The sequence below is a fragment of the Bradyrhizobium sp. 132 genome (assembly GCF_023074185.1).
In the GTDB taxonomy this organism is placed as follows: domain Bacteria; phylum Pseudomonadota; class Alphaproteobacteria; order Rhizobiales; family Xanthobacteraceae; genus Bradyrhizobium.
The window spans coordinates 13,204-32,231 of record NZ_JADPKY010000028.1; the positions used below are offsets into that span (position 1 = coordinate 13,204).

General features: G+C 58.5%; 15 protein-coding genes. 8 read left to right on the forward strand and 7 right to left on the reverse strand.

Going from position 1 to position 19,028, the window contains the following annotated elements; translation table 11 throughout:
- Positions 1–332: 332 nt before the first annotated feature.
- Positions 333–1,073 (forward strand): LuxR family transcriptional regulator, encoded by a 741-nt coding sequence (locus IVA74_RS03825; protein WP_247340007.1) that lies wholly within the window; start codon positions 333–335, stop codon positions 1,071–1,073.
- 478 nt (positions 1,074–1,551) lie between these two features.
- On the opposite strand, the gene IVA74_RS03830 is transcribed toward IVA74_RS03825, so the two are convergent.
- The 7 genes from IVA74_RS03830 to IVA74_RS03860 form a co-directional block, all read right to left on the reverse strand.
- Complete coding sequence (locus IVA74_RS03830; protein ID WP_247340009.1) at positions 1,552–2,289, reverse strand: outer membrane beta-barrel protein; 738 nt, start codon at positions 2,287–2,289, stop codon at positions 1,552–1,554.
- 1,279 nt (positions 2,290–3,568) lie between these two features.
- Entirely contained in the window at positions 3,569–3,913 is a 345-nt protein-coding gene (locus tag IVA74_RS03835; RefSeq protein ID WP_247289248.1) for a hypothetical protein, read from the reverse strand.
- 553 nt (positions 3,914–4,466) lie between these two features.
- Positions 4,467–4,712 (reverse strand): hypothetical protein, encoded by a 246-nt coding sequence (locus IVA74_RS03840; RefSeq protein ID WP_247340011.1) that lies wholly within the window; start codon positions 4,710–4,712, stop codon positions 4,467–4,469.
- 360 nt (positions 4,713–5,072) lie between these two features.
- Positions 5,073–6,101: an LLM class flavin-dependent oxidoreductase gene (locus IVA74_RS03845; RefSeq protein WP_039799450.1), complete on the reverse strand. Its 1,029-nt coding sequence runs from the start codon at positions 6,099–6,101 to the stop codon at positions 5,073–5,075.
- Between the two features lie 209 nt (positions 6,102–6,310).
- A complete protein-coding gene (gene hisC / locus IVA74_RS03850) occupies positions 6,311–7,387 on the reverse strand; it encodes a histidinol-phosphate transaminase (RefSeq protein WP_247340055.1) in 1,077 nt (358 codons plus the stop codon).
- A gap of 1,352 nt (positions 7,388–8,739) precedes the next feature.
- Positions 8,740–9,459, reverse strand: coding sequence for a MerR family transcriptional regulator (locus IVA74_RS03855; RefSeq protein ID WP_247340013.1), 720 nt, complete (start codon positions 9,457–9,459; stop codon positions 8,740–8,742).
- A 1,811-nt stretch (positions 9,460–11,270) separates the two neighbouring features.
- On the reverse strand, positions 11,271–12,215 hold the full coding sequence (locus IVA74_RS03860) for a LysR family transcriptional regulator (protein WP_247340015.1): 945 nt from the start codon (positions 12,213–12,215) through the stop codon (positions 11,271–11,273).
- Positions 12,216–12,657: 442 nt separating this feature from the next.
- Between IVA74_RS03860 and IVA74_RS03865 the strand changes: the two genes are divergently transcribed.
- The 7 genes from IVA74_RS03865 to nodI are packed head-to-tail and all read left to right on the forward strand — an operon-like array spanning position 12,658 to position 19,027.
- Complete coding sequence (locus tag IVA74_RS03865) at positions 12,658–13,074, forward strand: response regulator (RefSeq protein WP_247340056.1); 417 nt, start codon at positions 12,658–12,660, stop codon at positions 13,072–13,074.
- Positions 13,071–13,703, forward strand: coding sequence for a NodA family N-acyltransferase (locus IVA74_RS03870; protein ID WP_018455474.1), 633 nt, complete (start codon positions 13,071–13,073; stop codon positions 13,701–13,703). Before IVA74_RS03865 ends, IVA74_RS03870 begins: the two co-directional genes overlap by 4 nt.
- Positions 13,704–13,720: 17 nt before the next feature.
- Positions 13,721–14,359, forward strand: coding sequence for a chitooligosaccharide deacetylase NodB (nodB, locus tag IVA74_RS03875; protein ID WP_247340057.1), 639 nt, complete (start codon positions 13,721–13,723; stop codon positions 14,357–14,359).
- A 14-nt stretch (positions 14,360–14,373) separates the two neighbouring features.
- Positions 14,374–15,732 (forward strand): chitooligosaccharide synthase NodC, encoded by a 1,359-nt coding sequence (gene nodC / locus IVA74_RS03880; protein ID WP_247340017.1) that lies wholly within the window; start codon positions 14,374–14,376, stop codon positions 15,730–15,732.
- 22 nt (positions 15,733–15,754) lie between these two features.
- Entirely contained in the window at positions 15,755–16,384 is a 630-nt protein-coding gene (gene nodS / locus IVA74_RS03885) for a nodulation methyltransferase NodS (RefSeq protein ID WP_247340019.1), read from the forward strand.
- An 11-nt stretch (positions 16,385–16,395) separates the two neighbouring features.
- Positions 16,396–18,108, forward strand: coding sequence for a nodulation protein NodU (nodU, locus tag IVA74_RS03890; protein ID WP_247340021.1), 1,713 nt, complete (start codon positions 16,396–16,398; stop codon positions 18,106–18,108).
- A gap of 4 nt (positions 18,109–18,112) precedes the next feature.
- Positions 18,113–19,027, forward strand: coding sequence for a nodulation factor ABC transporter ATP-binding protein NodI (gene nodI, locus IVA74_RS03895; RefSeq protein WP_247340023.1), 915 nt, complete (start codon positions 18,113–18,115; stop codon positions 19,025–19,027).
- Position 19,028 lies beyond the last annotated feature (1 nt).

Here is a 19,028-nt window from a genome sequence, read left to right on the forward strand (position 1 = left end):
ACAAGGTTGTGTCTCTTGCGACGAATGTCCGAATTGTAGCAGTGAACGTGGCGCCCAGTTCTCCAGCACTCCTGGTTTGCGGCAGTGCTCCTGCCGCCTCAGCTGGGACGACATTTTCTGGACGCTTCAGGTCCGCCTCCTCCGGAAGAGGCGCATGCACAATGTTATCTATCGAGCAGCTACCCAATCTCAGCCAACTCGATTGCAGCTCATGACGAGAAGTATGACTGTCGCGTTCGGTCGAGCACTTCGAAGCAAGAGGAGGCTGAAGTGGGCAGGGCCCTGCCCAAATCGATCCACTCAAAAGACGCAGCACCGGATTGCCTAAGTCGGTGGCGGGAGGCACCAAATGGACCTATTTTGCTTCATCGAATGCGCAAAACAGTCGATCTCCCGAGGTGTTGTTCGATCTGCTTGTGAGCTGCTCAAGCGAACAGGGCTTCAGTCAAGTCGCTTACGGAGCGCTGACGGACGCGGAGCCGACCCGCCGGCCAGAGTATCTGCCAGCCGCCGTGACAGTGAACTTTCCTTCCGCGTGGCGCGAGCGCTATGCTGAACGCCGATACAATGCCATCGATCCTGTGGTTCGGCGTACGACGATGCAGTCGGCGCCGTTTCTATGGGATCAACTCGCTCACAAATATCAATTGCAACCCGGCGAAATGCGTGTGTTGAACGAGGCCAAAGAGGCGGGTCTGAAGCACGGCGTAACCGTACCACTGTTCGGACCATTTGGACAGCTATCAGTCGTATCCTTTGCATCCAGCTTCGACGATGTCGACCCTGAGTATCGCCTCAGTCGTCTCAACGCATTGGCTTGGCAGTCCCATCATACATTTGCAGAAATCGCGCCCTCATCGGAGGGCAAATGCCATATGAAAGTGGCCCTATCCGAACGAGAAAAGGATTGCCTCCGCTGGGTGGAAGAGGGGAAATCATCCTGCGAAATCGGAGTCATCCTGAGAGTCAGCGAGAATACGGTGAACTTTCACCTGAAGAACGCGATGCGAAAGCTAGAGACGAACAGCCGTACCCATTGCCTTGCCAAGGCGATTCGCCCCGGTCTAATCTGACGTTTCGGCGCCGCTGCCCCGTACCGACCTATGTCGAAGTCACGAGCGAGCGATCTGACCAGCGTGGCAACACGACAGCGAGGACACGTTCAGCCCAAGGTGCAGAAGATGCTGTCGCCGCGAATAGCTGACAAGCCTGTCGTCTCGTCGTCTTCGGGGGCATAGATGCGTATCCCGCCGAGGGTTGGTCGAGTTTTCGAGGCGGGAGAGGTTCGCACGATCGCCTAAATCCGACGTGGACTGGCCATGACGGTAGACTATTCGGCGTATCGATGACGCGCGTGCGATCACAGTGATCTTCGCAAGCGTGCTTGGTTGTGGATGCCGCCACCCATCAATATGGGAGCGGTTTTCGGGCCTGGGTTGCGGCAACCTAGTCGCCTGGGATAACGGTATCGCTTGATGCAGCAAGCCTGCACTTGCAAAAACAAGCCCCGGCCATGGGCCGGGGCTTTCGATTCCTCGTTCGTACTGCTGATCAATATTTCAGAAGAAACGGGCCGCCGAACTTATAATTGAGCCGGGCAGTCAGAAGATCGAAATCCTGGCGGACGCGATCGGTTCCGCCTGCGGGCGCGGCGAAGTGCACCGCTCCGGGCTGCATGAATAGGTGGTCGTACTCGAGGCTGACCGACCAGCTCGGCGCGAAACCGTACTCAATCCCAGCTCCCAGCGCACCACCCCAAAGAATGTGGTCGCTCTTCCCAAGCTGCGCGCCCGTGAGGGTCGAGCTAATCTGATAGGTATTGCTCGTCACTGCGGCACCACCTTTGGCGTAAAACAATACGTTGTCTACGGCATAACCGATCTGCCCTGTTACCAGGCCGAACGCATCAATCTTGGTCTGGTTGATATCCGCAAACGCGACGCTGTCATTCGAGCCAGTCAAACCAGCCCAGTTCCCCTGGCCTTCAACACCAAGCACGATCTGGCCCGTCTGCCTTCGATACCCGATCTGGCCACCCACAGTAGCGCCGGTCGCATCATGGCAGCCCTCAGGTGTGCCGCCATTGAAGTCCCAGCAATTCGCGCTTGAGCCAAAGCCGCCGTTCAAGCCGACGTAGTAGCCGCTCCAGTCATAGATCATAGCCTCAACAAGCTGCGGAGCTTTGCTATAAAGAGGCTGGACGGGCTGGGCAGCCAGATCCGCGCCGAATGCGGGCGCAATCGCGCCGAGCGCCACAATGCTTGCAGTCGCGAGCAACAAGTTCTTCATTTCTACTCTCATGTCTTGAGTGCCCCGAGCCTCGCGCGTCTTAACAACATCCGCACGGATAGCTGTAGCTGCACCGCAACATTTCGTCGGAAAGGAATGCTTGAACCGAACCCTGCGTCAGGTTGCGGCGTTGCGGATCACGCTTCGCAATGCTCTTTCGCGTGCGAACCAGATCGCGTGGCGTCGGCGAAAAGCGTGCTGCTGATCTCAGCGGATGAAGCACACCGCAACCCACACGAGGCCCAGCCACACCGCAACCGAAAAGAGCAAAGCGCCTTGCAACGCCCTTGCTCTTATCCTGTGACGCCACCGAAGGAGCTGCGATGAGCAACCGGTGAAGCGCCGACCCCGTACAACAGATATCACGTCATCGTAATCTGCGAACCGGAAGTGAGAGCGATGCTTTCGAATATACGCCAGCCGCTCAGTGGGTGACAGGCACTGCGCCCACACCTCCGATGCCTCATGATCAAAACACGCGCTATTCTCCAGGACCTCGGCGAGGCGCTCGTCAGGTTTCATGATGCATCCGCTGTAGTGACTATCGCGGATCGAGTTCTAGGAGGGGAGGCTAACCTTGGAAACCTCTCGGTTTAGGTAGGCGATGCGGCGCTGATCCTGCGCGAGATGAAATTCGAAGTCGTGCGGTGGCTCTGGATCAGCCTTCTGGCCCAGTGCAGATGGACACGGGCATTGAACCGGCGTAGATGCCGCAGGAGAGTGAAAGGTGCTCCTTGTCGATGGTGTGCACCAGCGCTTGTTAGAATTCGGTCCGGCAATGGCTTCCGCGCATGCTAAGATCACACAAACGTACGTTGCAAGGTCCAGGGCCGGTCGCGAATACACGGCTGCCGATCCGATCATCCCTGAACGGCCGGCTCGCCGTCGTCACCGTCAGTGTCTCGGGTCAAATCGGCCACCAGTCGCACCTTGCACCGCGCTGTTGGGACGGACTGCACGCGCGTGCCCTCCACGCCGCCGCCCGATTTTGTGCTCGACGAACTGACGGCGCCCGGCGTTCGCCCTCTTGTGGCAGATCGGCAATTTCCTTGCTTGAGCAAGGCCTGCCGCATTAGGAACCACGGCGTGCGGGAACTCGGAGCGGCGGCGGAGCAGAACTGCCGGAAGCCCTGGCTTGCGAGAGACCTCAGGCAGGCGGCAAGCGCACGCCGGTCCCTCGTTGAAGCAGGGCACGATGACATCCACGCTGGGCAAAGCACCGGTCTTGACCGGGTCGTACGGCGGCAGTGAGGCGCCGATCGCTGGAGCGGGTCCTGCATCAACGCGTCTTGGGATGAGCGCTGCAGATACCAACTTCGTTAAAAGGATCCTCAGCGCGGCGCGGTTCACTGGTCATGAACATCTTCATTGCAAAGTCGAGCGACCGGTATGCTCGATCGCGGGCCGCCTGCGGCAAATCAGGAGTTGCGTCAATCGCGGCGCGCGCGTCGCTCATAATCTTATCTTTTGCGGAAAGAAGCTTTGCATCTAGGATTACATGAAGCGTCTCTCGAACTTCAGGTGAGATCGCGCTATCGCCATCGATCAATTCTCGAAATTTCCAGAATATACGCTCGACTGCTACCGTCGACCCGAGGACTGACATTAGCCTTGGTGACATCATTGGCCATCTCCTTCTCCAGCCTGAATCTCGAACTATCCCAGCGAAATTAGACCTGTCCGCGTCTCGCACCGGCGCGCGAGGCGACCCTGAACAGGCGAATGACTGGGATACATGTCGGCTGCTACACCCCAGCCCGCGTGAGACGGACGTTCAAGATATGCTCAGCGGAACTCGCAAGGTGCGATTTGCGAGCAAGGCACTTCTCTTTCCTGCGCTCCAAGCCGTAACTCGGTAGCGTGCGGTGGCTCACGTGCAAAACGGAGGGTATGCGCCGCTTCCCATTTGCCACAATACATGCAGCGGCATCGGAGTTGGACTTCTGCCACGCGCGCGTTTTGTGATTGCCTGGGTGCATCGACATCGAGCCTGCCGATCCCGCGACGGTGTGTTGGTCGTGCGCCACGTTGACCTCGATCATCTCTTGATTCTCCATTGGTCATCGGGTCGAGCGCAGAAAGGGCGGCAACTTAAACGCGCAGATCATTTTCACGTGCTGGATTCCGTATCTCATTGGTTCGTTTCGGCTACCATAACTGTCCTCGCCACTGCACGGCTATGCTGTGCAAACCGTGCATTTCACCCACCAGCGGCCACCGCGCTTCTCCGCGCGCAGCTTGCCGCGGCGGATCCGAGAGAGCACCCCTTCGGGGCTTATGTGGTTCATCGCTGCGTATCGCTGAACAGTGAGGTAGTCCTCATGCAGAGGCGGAGGGGTGCTAATTCCGTGCGCAGCCAGCAGAATGCGCAGCGAAGCCAACTCCGCCAGCACGATCTCGAGCTTACGCGCGATCTCGTCCATCTGGTCGAAGCGCTGCCGGGACCGCGTCACGACAGGCCCGCCCGTGCGATAAGCCACATCTTGGATTCGTGTGAAATGCGATCGACGAACTGGCGCGCCAAAGCGGGATGAGCGTGAGCCAACTCACCTGGCCAAGCAAACCACTGCGCGGGCAATATCAACACATGCAAAATGGGAGACGCGGCATTTATTGCCCTCGAGACTACACCTTGGTGATGTAGTCGAAAGGGTCTCATGCGCGTAAGAGCCACTTGAGCCATAAGAGCGGCCTGACAAATGCATCCGGCTGCGGTGCTCATGGGCCTCGGTGTTGCCATTTATTGCATGGTCAAGGGCGAACTGCTTGGAATCGGCTCACCATCAGTGCTCCGCCGCCATGAGCTCGGAGTGAATCGCAGTTGCTGTGTTGAGGCAGGCATCCAGTGACAGAGATCCAAAGGCGAGCTGACAAAGGAGATAGTTGGCGCCTGCCTCTTCCACGTGATCGAGAAGAGTTTGGCGCACCGAAGCGCGGGATCCGACAACGCACAGTTCACTCTCAATTGCGGCATCCAAGGTTAGGGGCAGGTTGGATGGAGGCGGGATGTCATTGAGGTCGTACAAGAACTTAAAGCTCTTGAGCCAGGTTTCGTAGGCTGGCGCGGCGAGGGAGCGGGCGGCTGCCTCAGAGCTGGCAATTACGACCATGCGGAGTAATGCGAGAAATGGTGCTGAACCGTTGGTGTCATACTTCGCGTTTCCATGAGCGCGATAGCGATCTGTTACTTTGCGAACGGCAGAAGAGGGTCCCATGCACGCCAGATTAGCGCCATTCGCCGCCGCCCAATGCGCGGACTCTGGCCGATTTGTAGCAATCCATGTCGGGGGACAAGGACGCTGGTGAGGTGAAAGCGTCAAAGGAACGTCGCTCAGCGCAAAATGTTGCCCTTTGTACGAGAGCGGGCCGCCATTCATCGCGTTAACGAAGATTTGGGAAGCTTCCTCGTAACGGCTAGAGGCAACATCGGCTCCAACCCCAAAATAGCTCAGTTCGATCGGGAGGGAGCCGCGACCAAGGCCGACCTCGACTCTGCCGCTGCTCAGGTGATCCAACATGCAGATCTCCTCGAATGCCCGCAACGGGTGGTAGAGGTTGAGCAGCATGACCAACGGACCAACGCGAAGTCGCCGTGTGCGTTGTATGACGCTTGACAGAAACAAGTTCGGCGATGGACCGCGTCCATGGGGGGTGCAATGATGCTCTGCCAGATGATAGGCATAGAAACCGAGCCGGTCGTAGGCCTCCGCCAGCGCGAGGCGGTCCGCGTATTGCCTGGCGATATCGGGACCGTCCTCGTCAAGATGATCAAAAATGCCGCAGGTCAGGTTTGAGGGAAGAACGTTTCTCACTCAGTTATCTCCTATAGAGAGGACCGGAGTCCGCTAGGTTTTTGGGGTTCAAGAAGCGCTCGCTGGCGTGCATATGCCGCGAAGCCGTTCTCAGCAGCTCGCAATGCGCCGACCGGACAATGACTGACTGAGGCCGGTCGCGAAACTGCATCATGTGTGGGTCCTGTTCGATGACGAACGGGGATCTGTGACCTGAGTGGAAGGGTTCACTAGCCACGGCATCCCACTTTCTTAAGAATGCTGCCGACAGCCGCAAGAAACGCATCCATCTGGCGCTTTGTACCGATGCTAACCCGAATGCACTCTTCCAGGCCGGGATCCGGAAAGAAGGCAACGAGGACGCTCTGGTCTTGCAACGCCGCCTGCCACCATCTGCCACCCTGGCCTACCGGCACACGGGCGAGGAGGAAGTTCGCGTGGGAAGGCGTTACGGAGAACCCAAATTCCGAGAGGGCGGCCGCTACGCGCTGACGCTCAAACCTGACGTGGCGATGGTTCTCCTCGTAGGCGTCGCGATGCGCAAGGACGCTCATGCCTACGGCATGAGCGACCACATTCATGTTAAAAACATTCTGGATGTTGCGAAGCCGCCCAATCAGCTCGGGATGGCCGAAACCGAAGCCGACGCGAATGCCAGCGGCGGAATGACTCTTGGAAAGCGTGCGCAGGACCAGAAGATTCGAATGGCGCTCAATGAGGCGTAGGCCGTCCTCAGGTGCGAAATCGACATAAGCTTCGTCCAATACGATCAATCGGTCAGACCGTGTAACGAGGCGCTCGATCTCAGCGACCGGAACGAAGGTTCCGGTCGGATTGTTCGGATTGGCCAGCAGAATGAACTTGGCATGTTTAGCCGGACCGAAAAGCAGCTCGTCCATCGGCAAGCAGTCGGGTTCAGACCAGGGAATTTCAATGAACCGGGCCCCTTGCAACATCGCAAGCTTGCGATTGAATGAGAAGCCGGGCGACATCATTGCGACGCCGTCGCCCGGGGCAAGAAAGGCTCTGTAAATGAGACTGAGGAGTTCAGACGATCCATTGCCGGCCATCACGCGATCAGTGGCAATCCCATAGGCCGCTGCGGCCGCTTGTCTCAAGCTGACATTGTCGTCTTCTGGATAGCGGTATTGCACCTCAAGAGCTGCAATCGCGCTTCGCATCACGATGGCTGGCAAGGGAAATGGGTTCTCATTCGTGTTCAGTTTCACGCAAGCATTGTCCGCGGTGGGCCGCCCGGACGGCAGAGCATCCAATTCGCGAGCCACCGGCGAGAGCGAGGAAAGCATAGTTTGCAGTTTTGCATCCAATTTGGTGTTCTTCCTTTTGTCGGCGAGGGCAGTTGATGGCCTTCATCGAGCCTACGTGATGCGCGCGCTGTGTTCGGAGCCGGGAAGCGCAAGGCGTGCTCAAATGTGAGGGGTGGGGTGCATAGGCGGGCTCAGATCTAAGCGCCGCACCGGATCCGAGCCCGTCTCAAAGTCCGCGGTGATCAGCACGGATCGGATCAGGCGGGCGCACGGCGTTATCCCGGCGAATACCTGTTTCAAGAGGGGAGGAAACGCCACGTCCACTCGGCCGAACAGCGCTGCTAACGTGGCTTGAACTCGCGTAATCCGCAGACAGACTGCGCACGCCTGACATGTTGCCACAAGCTACGTTCCTTCTAAAGAGGTCCGCGCAGCTCACTCCCGAGAGCGAGGTGCGCATCAGTGTCACTAGGTGGAAGAAGACACGATGTTCGTCGGCCTTACGATTGTGGAAGTGATGCTCATTCCAGTGGTACCAGACGAATGGGAACGTACTCTTCGGGCGGCCGTTCGGGCGCGCACGACAGCTCTGATAGCATTGCCGCGAGGGCGAGAAATGCCGCGAGTGCGGCGACTGCGACGCACGTGACCAGCGCGTAATCGCGAGGCCTAGAATGGTTCATCATTCAACGCTCCGTGCGGTGTTGGTGCGGGCGGTCAGGTCTGCGCGACCACGTCGACGGTATTGTCGCGCCAGCGGTAAACGATGGACCCAGGAGCGGCATTGTCTCCCTTGGAGTCGAATCGAACCGTGGCAATGGCCCTTTCGATTGAGCCCGAGGTTCGGCCGCAGCGACCCGCGTGGCATCGACGGTGCCCGCCGTCTGACCGAGCCTGCCCATGCTTGAACTGGGGCATAAGCGTAGCCTGCAACCTGCGGCAGATTGGCTTGAAGCCTTGAGCTTGGCGACATCGGCTGCCCCTGCAGCATTCTTCGTCGAGTGCGGCCTGGAGCTAAAGAGCGTGCCGTTTGCGGAGTCGCCGGCAATGGCCAAAGACGTGCATCCACCGAATTGCCCTCGCCCAGCGCTCTCACCGGGAACTTCCAAAAGTGGTGCAGATCATTGGAGTCTCCATCGGCCTAGCCGGCGCTCTGTCCGCCGCCCCGCCGCTGCGTCGATACTTTTAGAAGGTACAATTTGACGCTACGTACGGATCAAGTACTTCGAAGCGTGCTCGTCGAGCTTGGCAGAGCGAAGTCCCCAAGAGTGCCGACAACGCACATTCGCAGGCGAATTGCTACGGGCCAACGATCCTCAGTCAGACAAGGATCAGCATCAGCTCATTCAGTTAGAGACATTTGAGCAACCGATTCCGGGCAGCCGGGTGCGTCAACTCTTTCCGAGCTGGCTCTCCAGCGCGGCGAGGGCGAGATCCAGGTATCGCATGAGGCTCGCATCCCAGCCGGCGAGATTGTGTGGTTCAGTCAATCGCGTCAGCACCTTCAGTATCATCGAGACAGTCGAATCAACTCCTGCGATCTCAGTCAGCAGCGAACGGGCCTGACGCGCGACCGCATTTGGTCGCTCACTGCATGGCGGCTCGCCCCGATCCATGCAGCTTCGTAGCTCATCCCGAATCTTGCGCCACCGATCTTCGCGGCTAGCGTTAGAGGCGCATGTGCAGATGGCCGAGGGGGCACGTTCCTGAATCCGCAACATTGCATCTAACGTGGCCGGCAGCTCGTCGACACTAACTTCTGTCTCACCTTGCGTCGTCATATTGCGCAATCGATCCCGTAATAATGTCGCCCGCGCGACTTGAATTTCAATTCGCTCGAGATGGTTGCGCAATAGGTCCGTGAGAGACGACCGCCCCTCGATGGCTTTGCGGATCTCAGGAAGCGAGAAGCCGAGCTCACGCAGCGCCCGTATCTGACAGACGCGTTGTAGGCTTTCACGATCGTACATGCGGTGACCGCCACCGGTACGTTCCGCGACCGTCAACAACCCCGTATGTTCGTAATGATGCAGAGTGCGTACCGTTACACCGGTCGCCTCTGCAAGTTCTCCAATGCGCCATCGGCGCCGTCGTGGTGTGGCTTTTGTCATGGTCCTCAATTTGCAAGCCTACAACCTGACGTCACGTGAGAATCAAGTGATTTCAATGATCTAGATGATGGTGTCTTGCTGCGAACCCCAGGAGCACTGAGCGCATGCTGTTAATCAATCAGCCGAGACAAGTGCAAGCATCAAGTTCGCCAGCGACGCCAATTCGTCCCTCGCTGCGCGTTGGATCACAAGTCTGGCGATCGCTACGCGATTCTCGCCGGTTCGCATGCATGTCGGTAAAGACGCGATTGCTCGATCAAAAAGATTTCCCAAGCTCGCGAGATCCTCCGGGTCGTAGACTCCGCTCGGCTTCTCCAACAGTAAGCTCCTTTCATTGCGGCACCTTCGCTGCACGTGGCGAAGCCGTTTGGCTGTGGTAGGGCAAAAACGAGACGGAGCGGCGACGTGCGCGAAAGAATGTGACAGGTGCGTTCGTGTGGTGCCGTTGTGCAACACGGCGTTTGCTTCCCTTTTGTCCAACACTGCCTGACCGAAACTGTGCAATTTCCGCTGGATGCTGCCGCAGCAGCGGCCATTTGCTGTCTGATCGCCACGCGAAGCGAAAGCAGGTACATGCAGCCCCGCTTGCTCTTGAGACACAGCTTCACGAACGGCTGCCCAGACAAAGTACTGATCTGATCAGATGGGTGGCGCGGCCGCCCGCTCGGCACCTAGCAGCGTTTTCGACGCGCTGCTAGTCCTGTTGAGATGGCTTTGTGGGCGCGAAGGCGTTGTTCGCGCATGGCAACATCTGGTTTTGGAATGCCACCAGATGATGGCTGCTCTTCAACGGCGCAAGTCTGCGACGCAAAGCGCCAGTATGATGAGAGAAGGCGGGCCGCAAAAACCATTCCCGGTATGTATCTGAACGCAAGCGCAGCTCGCGGGGTTGGCGGAACGTTACTCGCGATTGAGGACGAGCCTCGAAGGATCGCTCCGATACCCGTTGGACGTGGAGGCGCTCAAAACGAGTCAACACGCCCCCAGCGCAGCGCGGCCGCGCCGGGAAAAAACGACGTGCCATAACTCCTACAGCAATAACTCGCATATCCAGACGTGAGCCGGATCAGTGTTGCGCAGCACAGTCCAGCTGTCGCGGGTAATGGCTTGCTCGTCCAGAAGCTCACTCACTTTCATCCTCGAACAGTATCGCTTTGGGGTGCGAGCTGGACATAGATGCTTTGGGTAAGATTGGCAAATCATGTTACCGCACCGAAGTAGCTCTTCGAAGTCAGCGGTGAGGGGCCGCAACTCGGGAGTAATGGCGGCGGCATCCCGCGCGCCACGCGCCACGACACTTTCGAAAATAACACCACGGTCGCGAGATCCGAAAGGATGACCTGCACCCACCATCCGATGTGGTGCTTTGGCATTACTGCTGCGATCGCCGGGACCGTAGACGGCAAGGAGAATGCCCACCGGAGGCCAACAGCGGTGCGGGTGCCTACCAGTGTCCACGTTTGCAGCCTCGATCGCAGGTGTTGGTCTACAACCTGACGCGGTGTACGATTCAAGGGTTTTTAGTGCCAAGCCAGATTTCTTTCACCTGACTGGCCGGATCATTTCGCGAGCTCTGAGCTCAGCTCATGTAGAACAGTGCGATGCAGCCGTCGTGTCAGGAAAGTCATGCGGAGCGCCGCCGAACGAGCTGTATGAAGCGCAAGATCGTCACGCCAGCGCGAGATCAATAGCGCCGCCGACCCGATCAAACTACGCTCAAACGCGCCAATCCGAACACCAGCGAGGACCGGAGCCTCGAGCCTGGCGTAGATCTGGTTAACCGAGATTAGATCGCAAACGGCCGAACAATGCTAGAACGGGCCGTGACATTGGTTGGTCTCGGACGGAGAGACCATCATGGATGCCTCTTGCAAGAACATGTTGCGCATCCAAATGCTTGCAGGATCAGTATTATGAATGGCCGGCCACTGGACGGCCTCGGTGAATGTGAGAAGTCGCAGCGGAGGTTCGATGACCCGCAGGGGCATCGTGTCTGCGAAATGGCTGACCAGTCTTGAGGGCATACTCGCTATACGGTTGGTGCCCAATAACATAGGCGGAATCATACCAAAACCCTGCACTGCGACCTCGGTGCGTATCTTGAAACCATGCTCGAGCAAGAGCCATTCGTGAAAGGAGGGCCTCAGGGAGCCCCCGAACCGGGCTTCCACGTGCCCGATCGACATGTACTTCTCGAACGTAAGTCGCGGCGCCAGCTGCTTGTTCATGGGGCAGCCCACGCAAACGAACGTGTCCTCGAACAGTGCCGCCTTGGGATGCGCACTCGACATGAACATCTCCGGATACATGAGAAAATCGACTTCACCGCGCCGGAGAAGTTCATCGGGTTCCTCTAAGGGCGGCAGCAACTCGAAATTGATCGTCGGAGCTTCCCGCGCGACGCGGTCCACGATTCTTCGAAGAAACACGACAGTCATGAAGTCGGACAGGATGATCCTGAATCGCCGATTCGATTGAGACGGAGTGAAGCCCTCCGGAGAAATGATGGAGAGCTGAATGTGAGCGAGAGCCTCGCGAATTGGGGCTGCGAGCGCTTGAGCCCGCGGCGTTGGGAGAAGCTTCCGATCCCTCATCGTGAATAGCTCATCGCGAAAGTAAGTGCGAAGCCGCGCGACGGCAGCGCTCATGGCAGGTTGACTGAGGTTGATGCTTCTTGCCGCCGCAGTGAGATTGCCTTGCGTCACCAGGGCGTCGAACGCGACGAGGAGATTCAGATCGAGGCCCTTGAAACGCATAATCTTGAGTGATCCACCGTGTGAATGTGTTCTATCGATACAATCGATTTTACCATTTGTACCGACTGAGGATAGCAAAGGATAGTTTAGCGAGATGCCAGATCTATCAGAATGGTTACAAATCGTAGCGCGTCTCAGCCCAGCGCCAGGGATCGATCAAGACATCTGGACCGTGCGGTCGCAGTTTCGCGCGTGTTGCGCAAGCCCTATCTCGGCGAGCTAGCACGGTGGGGATCCGCAAATGTGCGTGGGCGTATAGGACGAGCAAACCATCGTATGGCTTCGCCAACCCATTCTATACCGGCCGTGTACCGCTGTAGAATTGAGCGAACGCTTAACCTGACCGTAGATTTCCCTCCAGTTGGACCCCTTCGGTTGCGGGTGCCAAATGTGTTTTGGTCGCATCCGATTGCGTCCTTGCTGCGGAGAAATCGTGCCGAACATGCAAGCGAAGCCGTCCTTGGTGAATCTGATGCGAGTTGCGCACACGCTCGACGTCGTATCCATTGTGAATGCAGATCGGTCAGTGCGTGAAGGTCTGACAGATATGGTTTTTTCGGCGGGTTACGTACCCGAACCCTTCGAGAGCGCAGACGAGTTCTTGAAATCGGGCCGCCGTTTGATCACGTCGTGCTTGATCGCGGACATGCAGTCGAGCGTGATGAGTGGCTTTGAGCTTTTCCATCATCTGGCTGCATCCGGAGGCGCGATTCCCACCGTTCTGCTCACAGACAGCTTCGAAAACGATATGAGGCGAGTCCTGCAAACGGGACTCCAGTTTTTGAGCAAGCCTTTCGAGCGTAGCGAACTGCTGGCGTGCGTCAGGAGCCAGATAATGAATAGGAATTACTCTCTATGAAAATGATCGCGCCCGGATCCACACGAGGTGCTTCGGCGCGCCCTCCAGTTCGTTGGAGGCTGTGCTGGGAGAATGAGCTTCAACTTGCTGACCATATTGAGTTGTCCGACTTCTTCCGGAAGACCTATGGTCCGACCGGGGCATTCAATGCAAAGCCCTTTGAAGGTCATCGAAGCTGGGCCGGCGCAAGGCCTGAGATTCGCGCAATCGGCTACGATGATCGTGGTGTTGCGATTCACATCGGCGCACTGCGCCGCTTCATAAAAGTGGGTGAGGTCGATCTGCTTGTGGCTGAACTCGGATTGTACGGGGTGCGCCCGGATCTCGAGGGGCTCGGAATCAGCCACTCCATCCGCGTGATGTATCCCGTATTGCGAGATCTTGGGGTGCCGTTCGGTTTTGGCACGGTCCGATCTGCCCTGCAGAAACATATTACCAGGCTGCTCGGGCGACAGGGATTGGCGACTGTTTTGCCAGGGCTCCGTGTCCGGTCCGCTCGTCCGGATATCTATCTCACTGTGCCTCCGACGCGTGTGGAGGACGTGGTCGGCCTCGTTCTGCCGATTGCGAGGCCAATGAGCGAATGGCCGGCCGGTGAGATGATTGAACGAAACGGGCCAGAACTGTGACGTCCGCAGACGGCGAAATTAAAGCGCGGAGCGACTACGCCGACCCCGGCGGAGAGCACTGCGTCTATCTCACATTTGATGATGGGCCCAACCCGCATTGCACGCCGGCTATCCTCGATGTGCTGGCGCAGCATCGGGCCCCCGCCACCTTCTGCGTGATCGGTGCATATGCAGCGGGTCAGCCGGAGCTGATGCAGCGCATCGTCGCAGAAGGGCACGAAATCGCAAACCACACAATGACGCACCCGGATTTATCCAAATGCAAGCCCGATGAGGTGGAATACGAGATCCTCACAACGAACAAGGTCATCGGAATGGCCTGCCCGCGAGCCTCTGTGCGGCACATGCGTGCGCCGTATGGGACTTGGACCAAGGAGGCCCTCGCCGCGTCGGCGAAAGCCGAACTGGCAGCCCTGCATTGGTCAGTCGACCCGCAAGACTGGTCTCGTCCTGGCGGCGAGGCGATTGTTGCCGCGGTGCTGGCCTCGGCACGCCCGGGGGCGATCGTGCTCCTGCACGACGGGTGCCCTCCCGACGAGTTGGAACGCTGCCCTCACTCTGGTCGGCGCGACCAGACTGTGACGGCGCTCGCCAAGCTCATTCCAGCACTGCATGACCGTGGATTTGCAATCCGGTCGCTTCCTCAAACAAACTGAATAGATCAATTCCCATGAGCCTGCTTGCCACCATCGGCACCGTTGCTGTTGCCTCATACGCGTTGCTCTCCAGCGTCCATAAGAGCGCGCAGGCGCTTTATGCGCTGCGAACCGACGCCTCACTGCCGCCGTACGATTCGGTCGACGCCGGTGCTCTGCCCAGCGTGGACGTCATCGTGCCCTGCTTCAACGAGGACCCGCGCACGCTGGCGGCCTGCCTGAAGTCTCTTGCAAGCCAGGACTACCCAGGGCGATTGCAGGTTTATGTCGTCGATGACGGCTCTGCAAATGTCGCAGCAGTGGCCCCGGTCCATGCGAGCTACGCATATGACCCGAGGTTCGACGTCATTCTGCTGCCAAGCAACGTTGGAAAGCGCAAGGCGCAGATCGCAGCGATACGCCGGTCGTTCGGCGATCTCGTGCTCAACGTCGATTCCGACACGGAAATCGCCAGCGACGTGGTCAGCAAACTCGTACGCAAGATGCAGGATCCAGCCGTCGGCGCGGCCATGGGGCAATTGACGGCCAGCAACCGGAACGACAGCTGGCTGACCCGATTGATCGACATGGAGTACTGGTTGGCTTGCAACGAGGAGCGCGCGGCGCAGACGCGCTTTGGTGCCGTCATGTGCTGCTGCGGGCCGTGTGCCATGTACCGCCGCTCCGCGCTGCTGTTGCTGCTGGACCAGTACGAGACGCAGTTCTTCCGGGGAAAGCCGAGCGACTTCGGTGAGGACCGCCATCTGACGATCCTCATGCTCAAGGCAGGGTTTCGAACCGAGTACGTTCCGGACGCCATCGCCGCCACGGTGGTCCCGGACAGGCTCTTGCCCTATCTGCGGCAACAGCTCCGCTGGGCGCGGAGCACTTACCGCGACACGCTGTTGGGCTTGCACCTGTTGCCCGGCCTGGACCGGTACCTTACGCTCGACGTGCTCGGACAGAACCTCGGGCCGCTGCTGCTCGCCATCTCATCGATTGCCGCGCTCGCTCAGCTCGCGCTCACCGGCACCGTGCCCTGGTGGACCGGTCTGACCATCGTCGCGATGACCATGGTTCGATGCAGCGTGGCGGCCCTCCGTGCCGGCGAGCTTCGATTTATCGGCTTCTCGCTGCACACCCCGATCAACATCTTCCTCCTGCTCCCGATGAAAGCCTATGCGCTCTGTACCTTGAGCAACAGCGACTGGCTCTCGCGCAAAGTAGCGCAATCATCAGACGTCGATGAGTCGAAGGCCTCGATCGAAGACGCGACAAATGGACCAAGCCTTAACCCGGGATCGGAAGCGCCTGGCTCAATTCGCAGGGCAGGTCTTTCGCGCGCTCCCTCGCAGCTGATCGCGTCTGATGGCATTGCCGCCGCGACTGACTGACAGCTTTGTAGGGGATTTAGTGGTGAGCGTGGACAAGACATATCAATCGTTGCAACGGGAGCTGACCAACGATGACCCATGGCGGCTTGACGACAATCCGTTCGAACGTGAGCGTCACACCCAATTGCTACGGCTATCGCTGTCGAACGGCGCCGTCTCAACCGGCCTCGAGATCGGGTGCGCGGCCGGTGCATTCACAGAGAAGCTTGCTCCTCACTGCAAACGGCTCACGGTCATCGATGTTATGCCGCGAGCGATCGGTCGAGCGGTCCAGCGGACCAAGAGGTGGTCGCATATCAGCTGGGCGGCGACCGATATTCTGCGGTTCTCGACCGAAGAGCTGTTCGATCTGATCGTGGTCGCCGAAGTTCTCTACTATCTCGAAGACATGACACGGATGCGTACCGCAATCGACAAGCTGGTGAAGATGCTTGCTCCAGGTGGGCACCTGGTCTTCGGATCTGCACGTGATGCCATCTGCAGGCGATGGGGGCATGTCGCTGGCGCCGAGACAGTCATCACGATGTTGACTGAAGCGCTCATTGAGGTCGAACGCGTGCAGTGCCAGGGGCAGTCGGCTGACGAAGACTGCTTGTTGGTCCGCTTTCGCAATCCGGAGCGATCTTCGATTTGTTCTAACGGCCGAGCTTGAAAGGAGCTACGATGCGCATTTGCGGTATTAAGTTGACGCATGACGGGGCAGTCGCTCTGATCGAGGACGGCCGGGTGGTGTTTTGTGTCGAACAGGAGAAGCTGAACAACAATCCGCGTTATCAAACTATCGACAACCTGGATGCCGTTGTTGGCGCCTTGGCGGAGCACGGGCTGGATCCGAGCGATGTTGATCAGTTCGTCATTGATGGCTGGGATGGAGAGTTCGAGTCACAGTTTGAAGTCCTTAGTGGGACGACGACCATCAAGCTCAAGGGCGCGCCGTATGTCGAACGGCAAGGCGATAGCCCCCTGACGTCCCGCGATCGGATCGGCCTCATGCTTGATGGGAAGCTATATCCCTATCAAAGCTATCCCCATGTCACCGGGCACGTAGCATCCGCATACTGCGCCAGCTCGTTTGCCAAATCCGGACAATCTGCTTTCTGCTTGGTGTGGGACGGCTGCATTTTTCCGCGCCTCTACTATGTAGAGCCCCACGGCATCCGGTTCATCGAGTGCCTGTTTCCGATAATAGGTCACGCCTATGCGACGGCAGGACACCACTTTGGACCTTACAGGCGGGCAGACCGGACCAGCTGGGATCTCGGTATTGCCGGCAAGCTGATGGCCTATATCGCACTGGGATCGCCCGACGAGGATTGTATTAAGACGTTTCATGAACTTTATGAGGCCCACTTTGCCACGGATGCTGAGGGCGCTTGTCCTGAGCTTGAAGAGATCAACAGCTCACAATCGCCACTTGAAGCTCTGCACGACTTCTTCGATGCGTGCGCAATGCGATTGAAGGAAAAACAGGCCCAAGACGTCCTTGCGTCATTTCACGTGTTTCTAGAGCGTCTGCTGGTTCGCACCATTGCTGATGTGGTGGAGCGGCATTCGAATCTTGCGGGGGCGCGTAACCTCTGCATATCCGGCGGCTGTGGCCTGAATATTAAGTGGAATAGTGCATTTCGTGCGACAGGCCTGTTCGATTTCGTGTGGGTGCCGCCCTTTCCGAACGACAGCGGCTCAGCCATTGGTGCTGCTTGCTCTGCATTGGCGGCACAGCAAGGCTTTAGAGCTCTGGAATGGTCGGTCTACAGCGGACCGGCCGTGCGTCCCAGCGAAGTCCCGCCCGAATGGGAGGGCGCGCCCTGCACTATGGGCCAACTTGCGGCAATCCTCGCTTGCGACAAGCCCGTGGTCTTCCTTGCCGGGCGTGCCGAGCTCGGGCCGCGAGCCTTGGGTGGCAGAAGCATTCTCGCGGCTGCGAGCTGGGAAGGAATGAAAGATCATCTCAACGACGTCAAACTTCGTGAGCATTTCAGGCCGGTAGCGCCGATATGCCTGGAGGATCGTGCCGCGGAGATTTTTAGCCCTGGAATACCTGATCCGTACATGCTGTTCGATCACCAGACGCGACCAGAATGGCGGGACAAAATTCCCGCCGTCGTGCATCTCGATGGATCTGCTCGTCTACAAACCGTTTCTAGAACCTCTCAGCATGAAGTGGCCGAGCTTCTCGTCGAATACGAGAAGCTCACAGCCATTCCGCTGCTTTGCAATACCAGCGCCAATCTGCATGGACGCGGCTTTTTCCCGGATGCTGCCGCCGCGTGCCAGTGGGGACGCGTCGATCACGTATGGTGTGACGGCCTGCTTTGGACAAAAAAGCGCGCAAGCGGGGAAGCGGCGGGAACAACGTCCGTCGCGATGGCGTAAGCAAATGTCAACCGCGGCAGTCGACCTTTTCCAGGTGAGCAAGTTCTACGACGACAGGGTCGTCGTGGACGCTCTTTCGTTTACGGTCTCGCCGGGAGAGTGCTTCGGTCTGCTGGGACCAAACGGCGCGGGTAAAAGCACGCTTGCGCGTTTGATCCTGGGTGTTGCATCGCCCGACGCAGGTAAGATATGCGTGCTCGGCGAGCCAGTGCCGGCGCGGGCGCGCTTGGCGCGCCGGGGGATCGGGGTTGTCCCACAGTTCGATAACCTTGATCTTCAGCTCACGGTGCGCGAAAACTTGCTCGTTTTCGGGCGCTACTTCGCCATGAGCGCGGCTGAGGTGGAAGCGGTCACGCCGTCACTGCTCGAATTCGCACGCCTGGAGAACAAGGCGGACGCGCGAGTCGCCGAACTGTCCGGCGGCATGAAGCGACGCCTGACGTTGGCACGGGCCCTCATTAACGATCCGCAGCTCTTGGTCCTTGATGAGCCGACGACCGGCCTCGATCCGCACGGCCGTCACCTGATTTGGGAACGCTTGCGCTCGTTATTAGGGCGCGGCAAAACGATCCTTCTCACCACCCACTTCATGGAAGAGGCGGAGCGATTGTGCGACCGCCTGTGCGTGCTCGAGCACGGCCGTAAGATCGCCGAAGGTCAGCCTCGCGCGCTGATCGAGCAGCAGATCGGCTGCCAAGTGATCGAGATTTACGGCGGTAACCCGCACGAACTGCTGCCGCTGGTCAGACCCCAAGTGCAGCGCGCTGAGGTGAGCGGGGAGACGCTGTTCTGCTATGTCACGGATCCAGAGCAGGTGCGCCTCCGGCTTGTCAACCGCACGGAACTGCGCTTTCTGCAGCGTCCTCCAAATCTGGAGGATGTGTTCTTGCGGCTAACCGGGCGAGAGATAAAGGACTGAA

Coding starts and splice junctions, on each gene's coding strand:
- nodU (WP_247340021.1), top strand. CDS start 16,396: ATGCGCATTTGCGGTATTAAGTTGACGCATGACGGGGCAGTCGCTCTG.
- IVA74_RS03835 (WP_247289248.1), bottom strand. CDS start 3,913: ATGATGTCACCAAGGCTAATGTCAGTCCTCGGGTCGACGGTAGCAGTC.
- IVA74_RS03830 (WP_247340009.1), bottom strand. CDS start 2,289: ATGAAGAACTTGTTGCTCGCGACTGCAAGCATTGTGGCGCTCGGCGCG.
- nodC (WP_247340017.1), top strand. CDS start 14,374: ATGAGCCTGCTTGCCACCATCGGCACCGTTGCTGTTGCCTCATACGCG.
- nodI (WP_247340023.1), top strand. CDS start 18,113: ATGTCAACCGCGGCAGTCGACCTTTTCCAGGTGAGCAAGTTCTACGAC.
- IVA74_RS03870 (WP_018455474.1), top strand. CDS start 13,071: ATGAAAATGATCGCGCCCGGATCCACACGAGGTGCTTCGGCGCGCCCT.
- IVA74_RS03840 (WP_247340011.1), bottom strand. CDS start 4,712: ATGGACGAGATCGCGCGTAAGCTCGAGATCGTGCTGGCGGAGTTGGCT.
- hisC (WP_247340055.1), bottom strand. CDS start 7,387: ATGCTTTCCTCGCTCTCGCCGGTGGCTCGCGAATTGGATGCTCTGCCG.
- IVA74_RS03865 (WP_247340056.1), top strand. CDS start 12,658: ATGCAAGCGAAGCCGTCCTTGGTGAATCTGATGCGAGTTGCGCACACG.
- IVA74_RS03855 (WP_247340013.1), bottom strand. CDS start 9,459: ATGACAAAAGCCACACCACGACGGCGCCGATGGCGCATTGGAGAACTT.
- IVA74_RS03860 (WP_247340015.1), bottom strand. CDS start 12,215: ATGCGTTTCAAGGGCCTCGATCTGAATCTCCTCGTCGCGTTCGACGCC.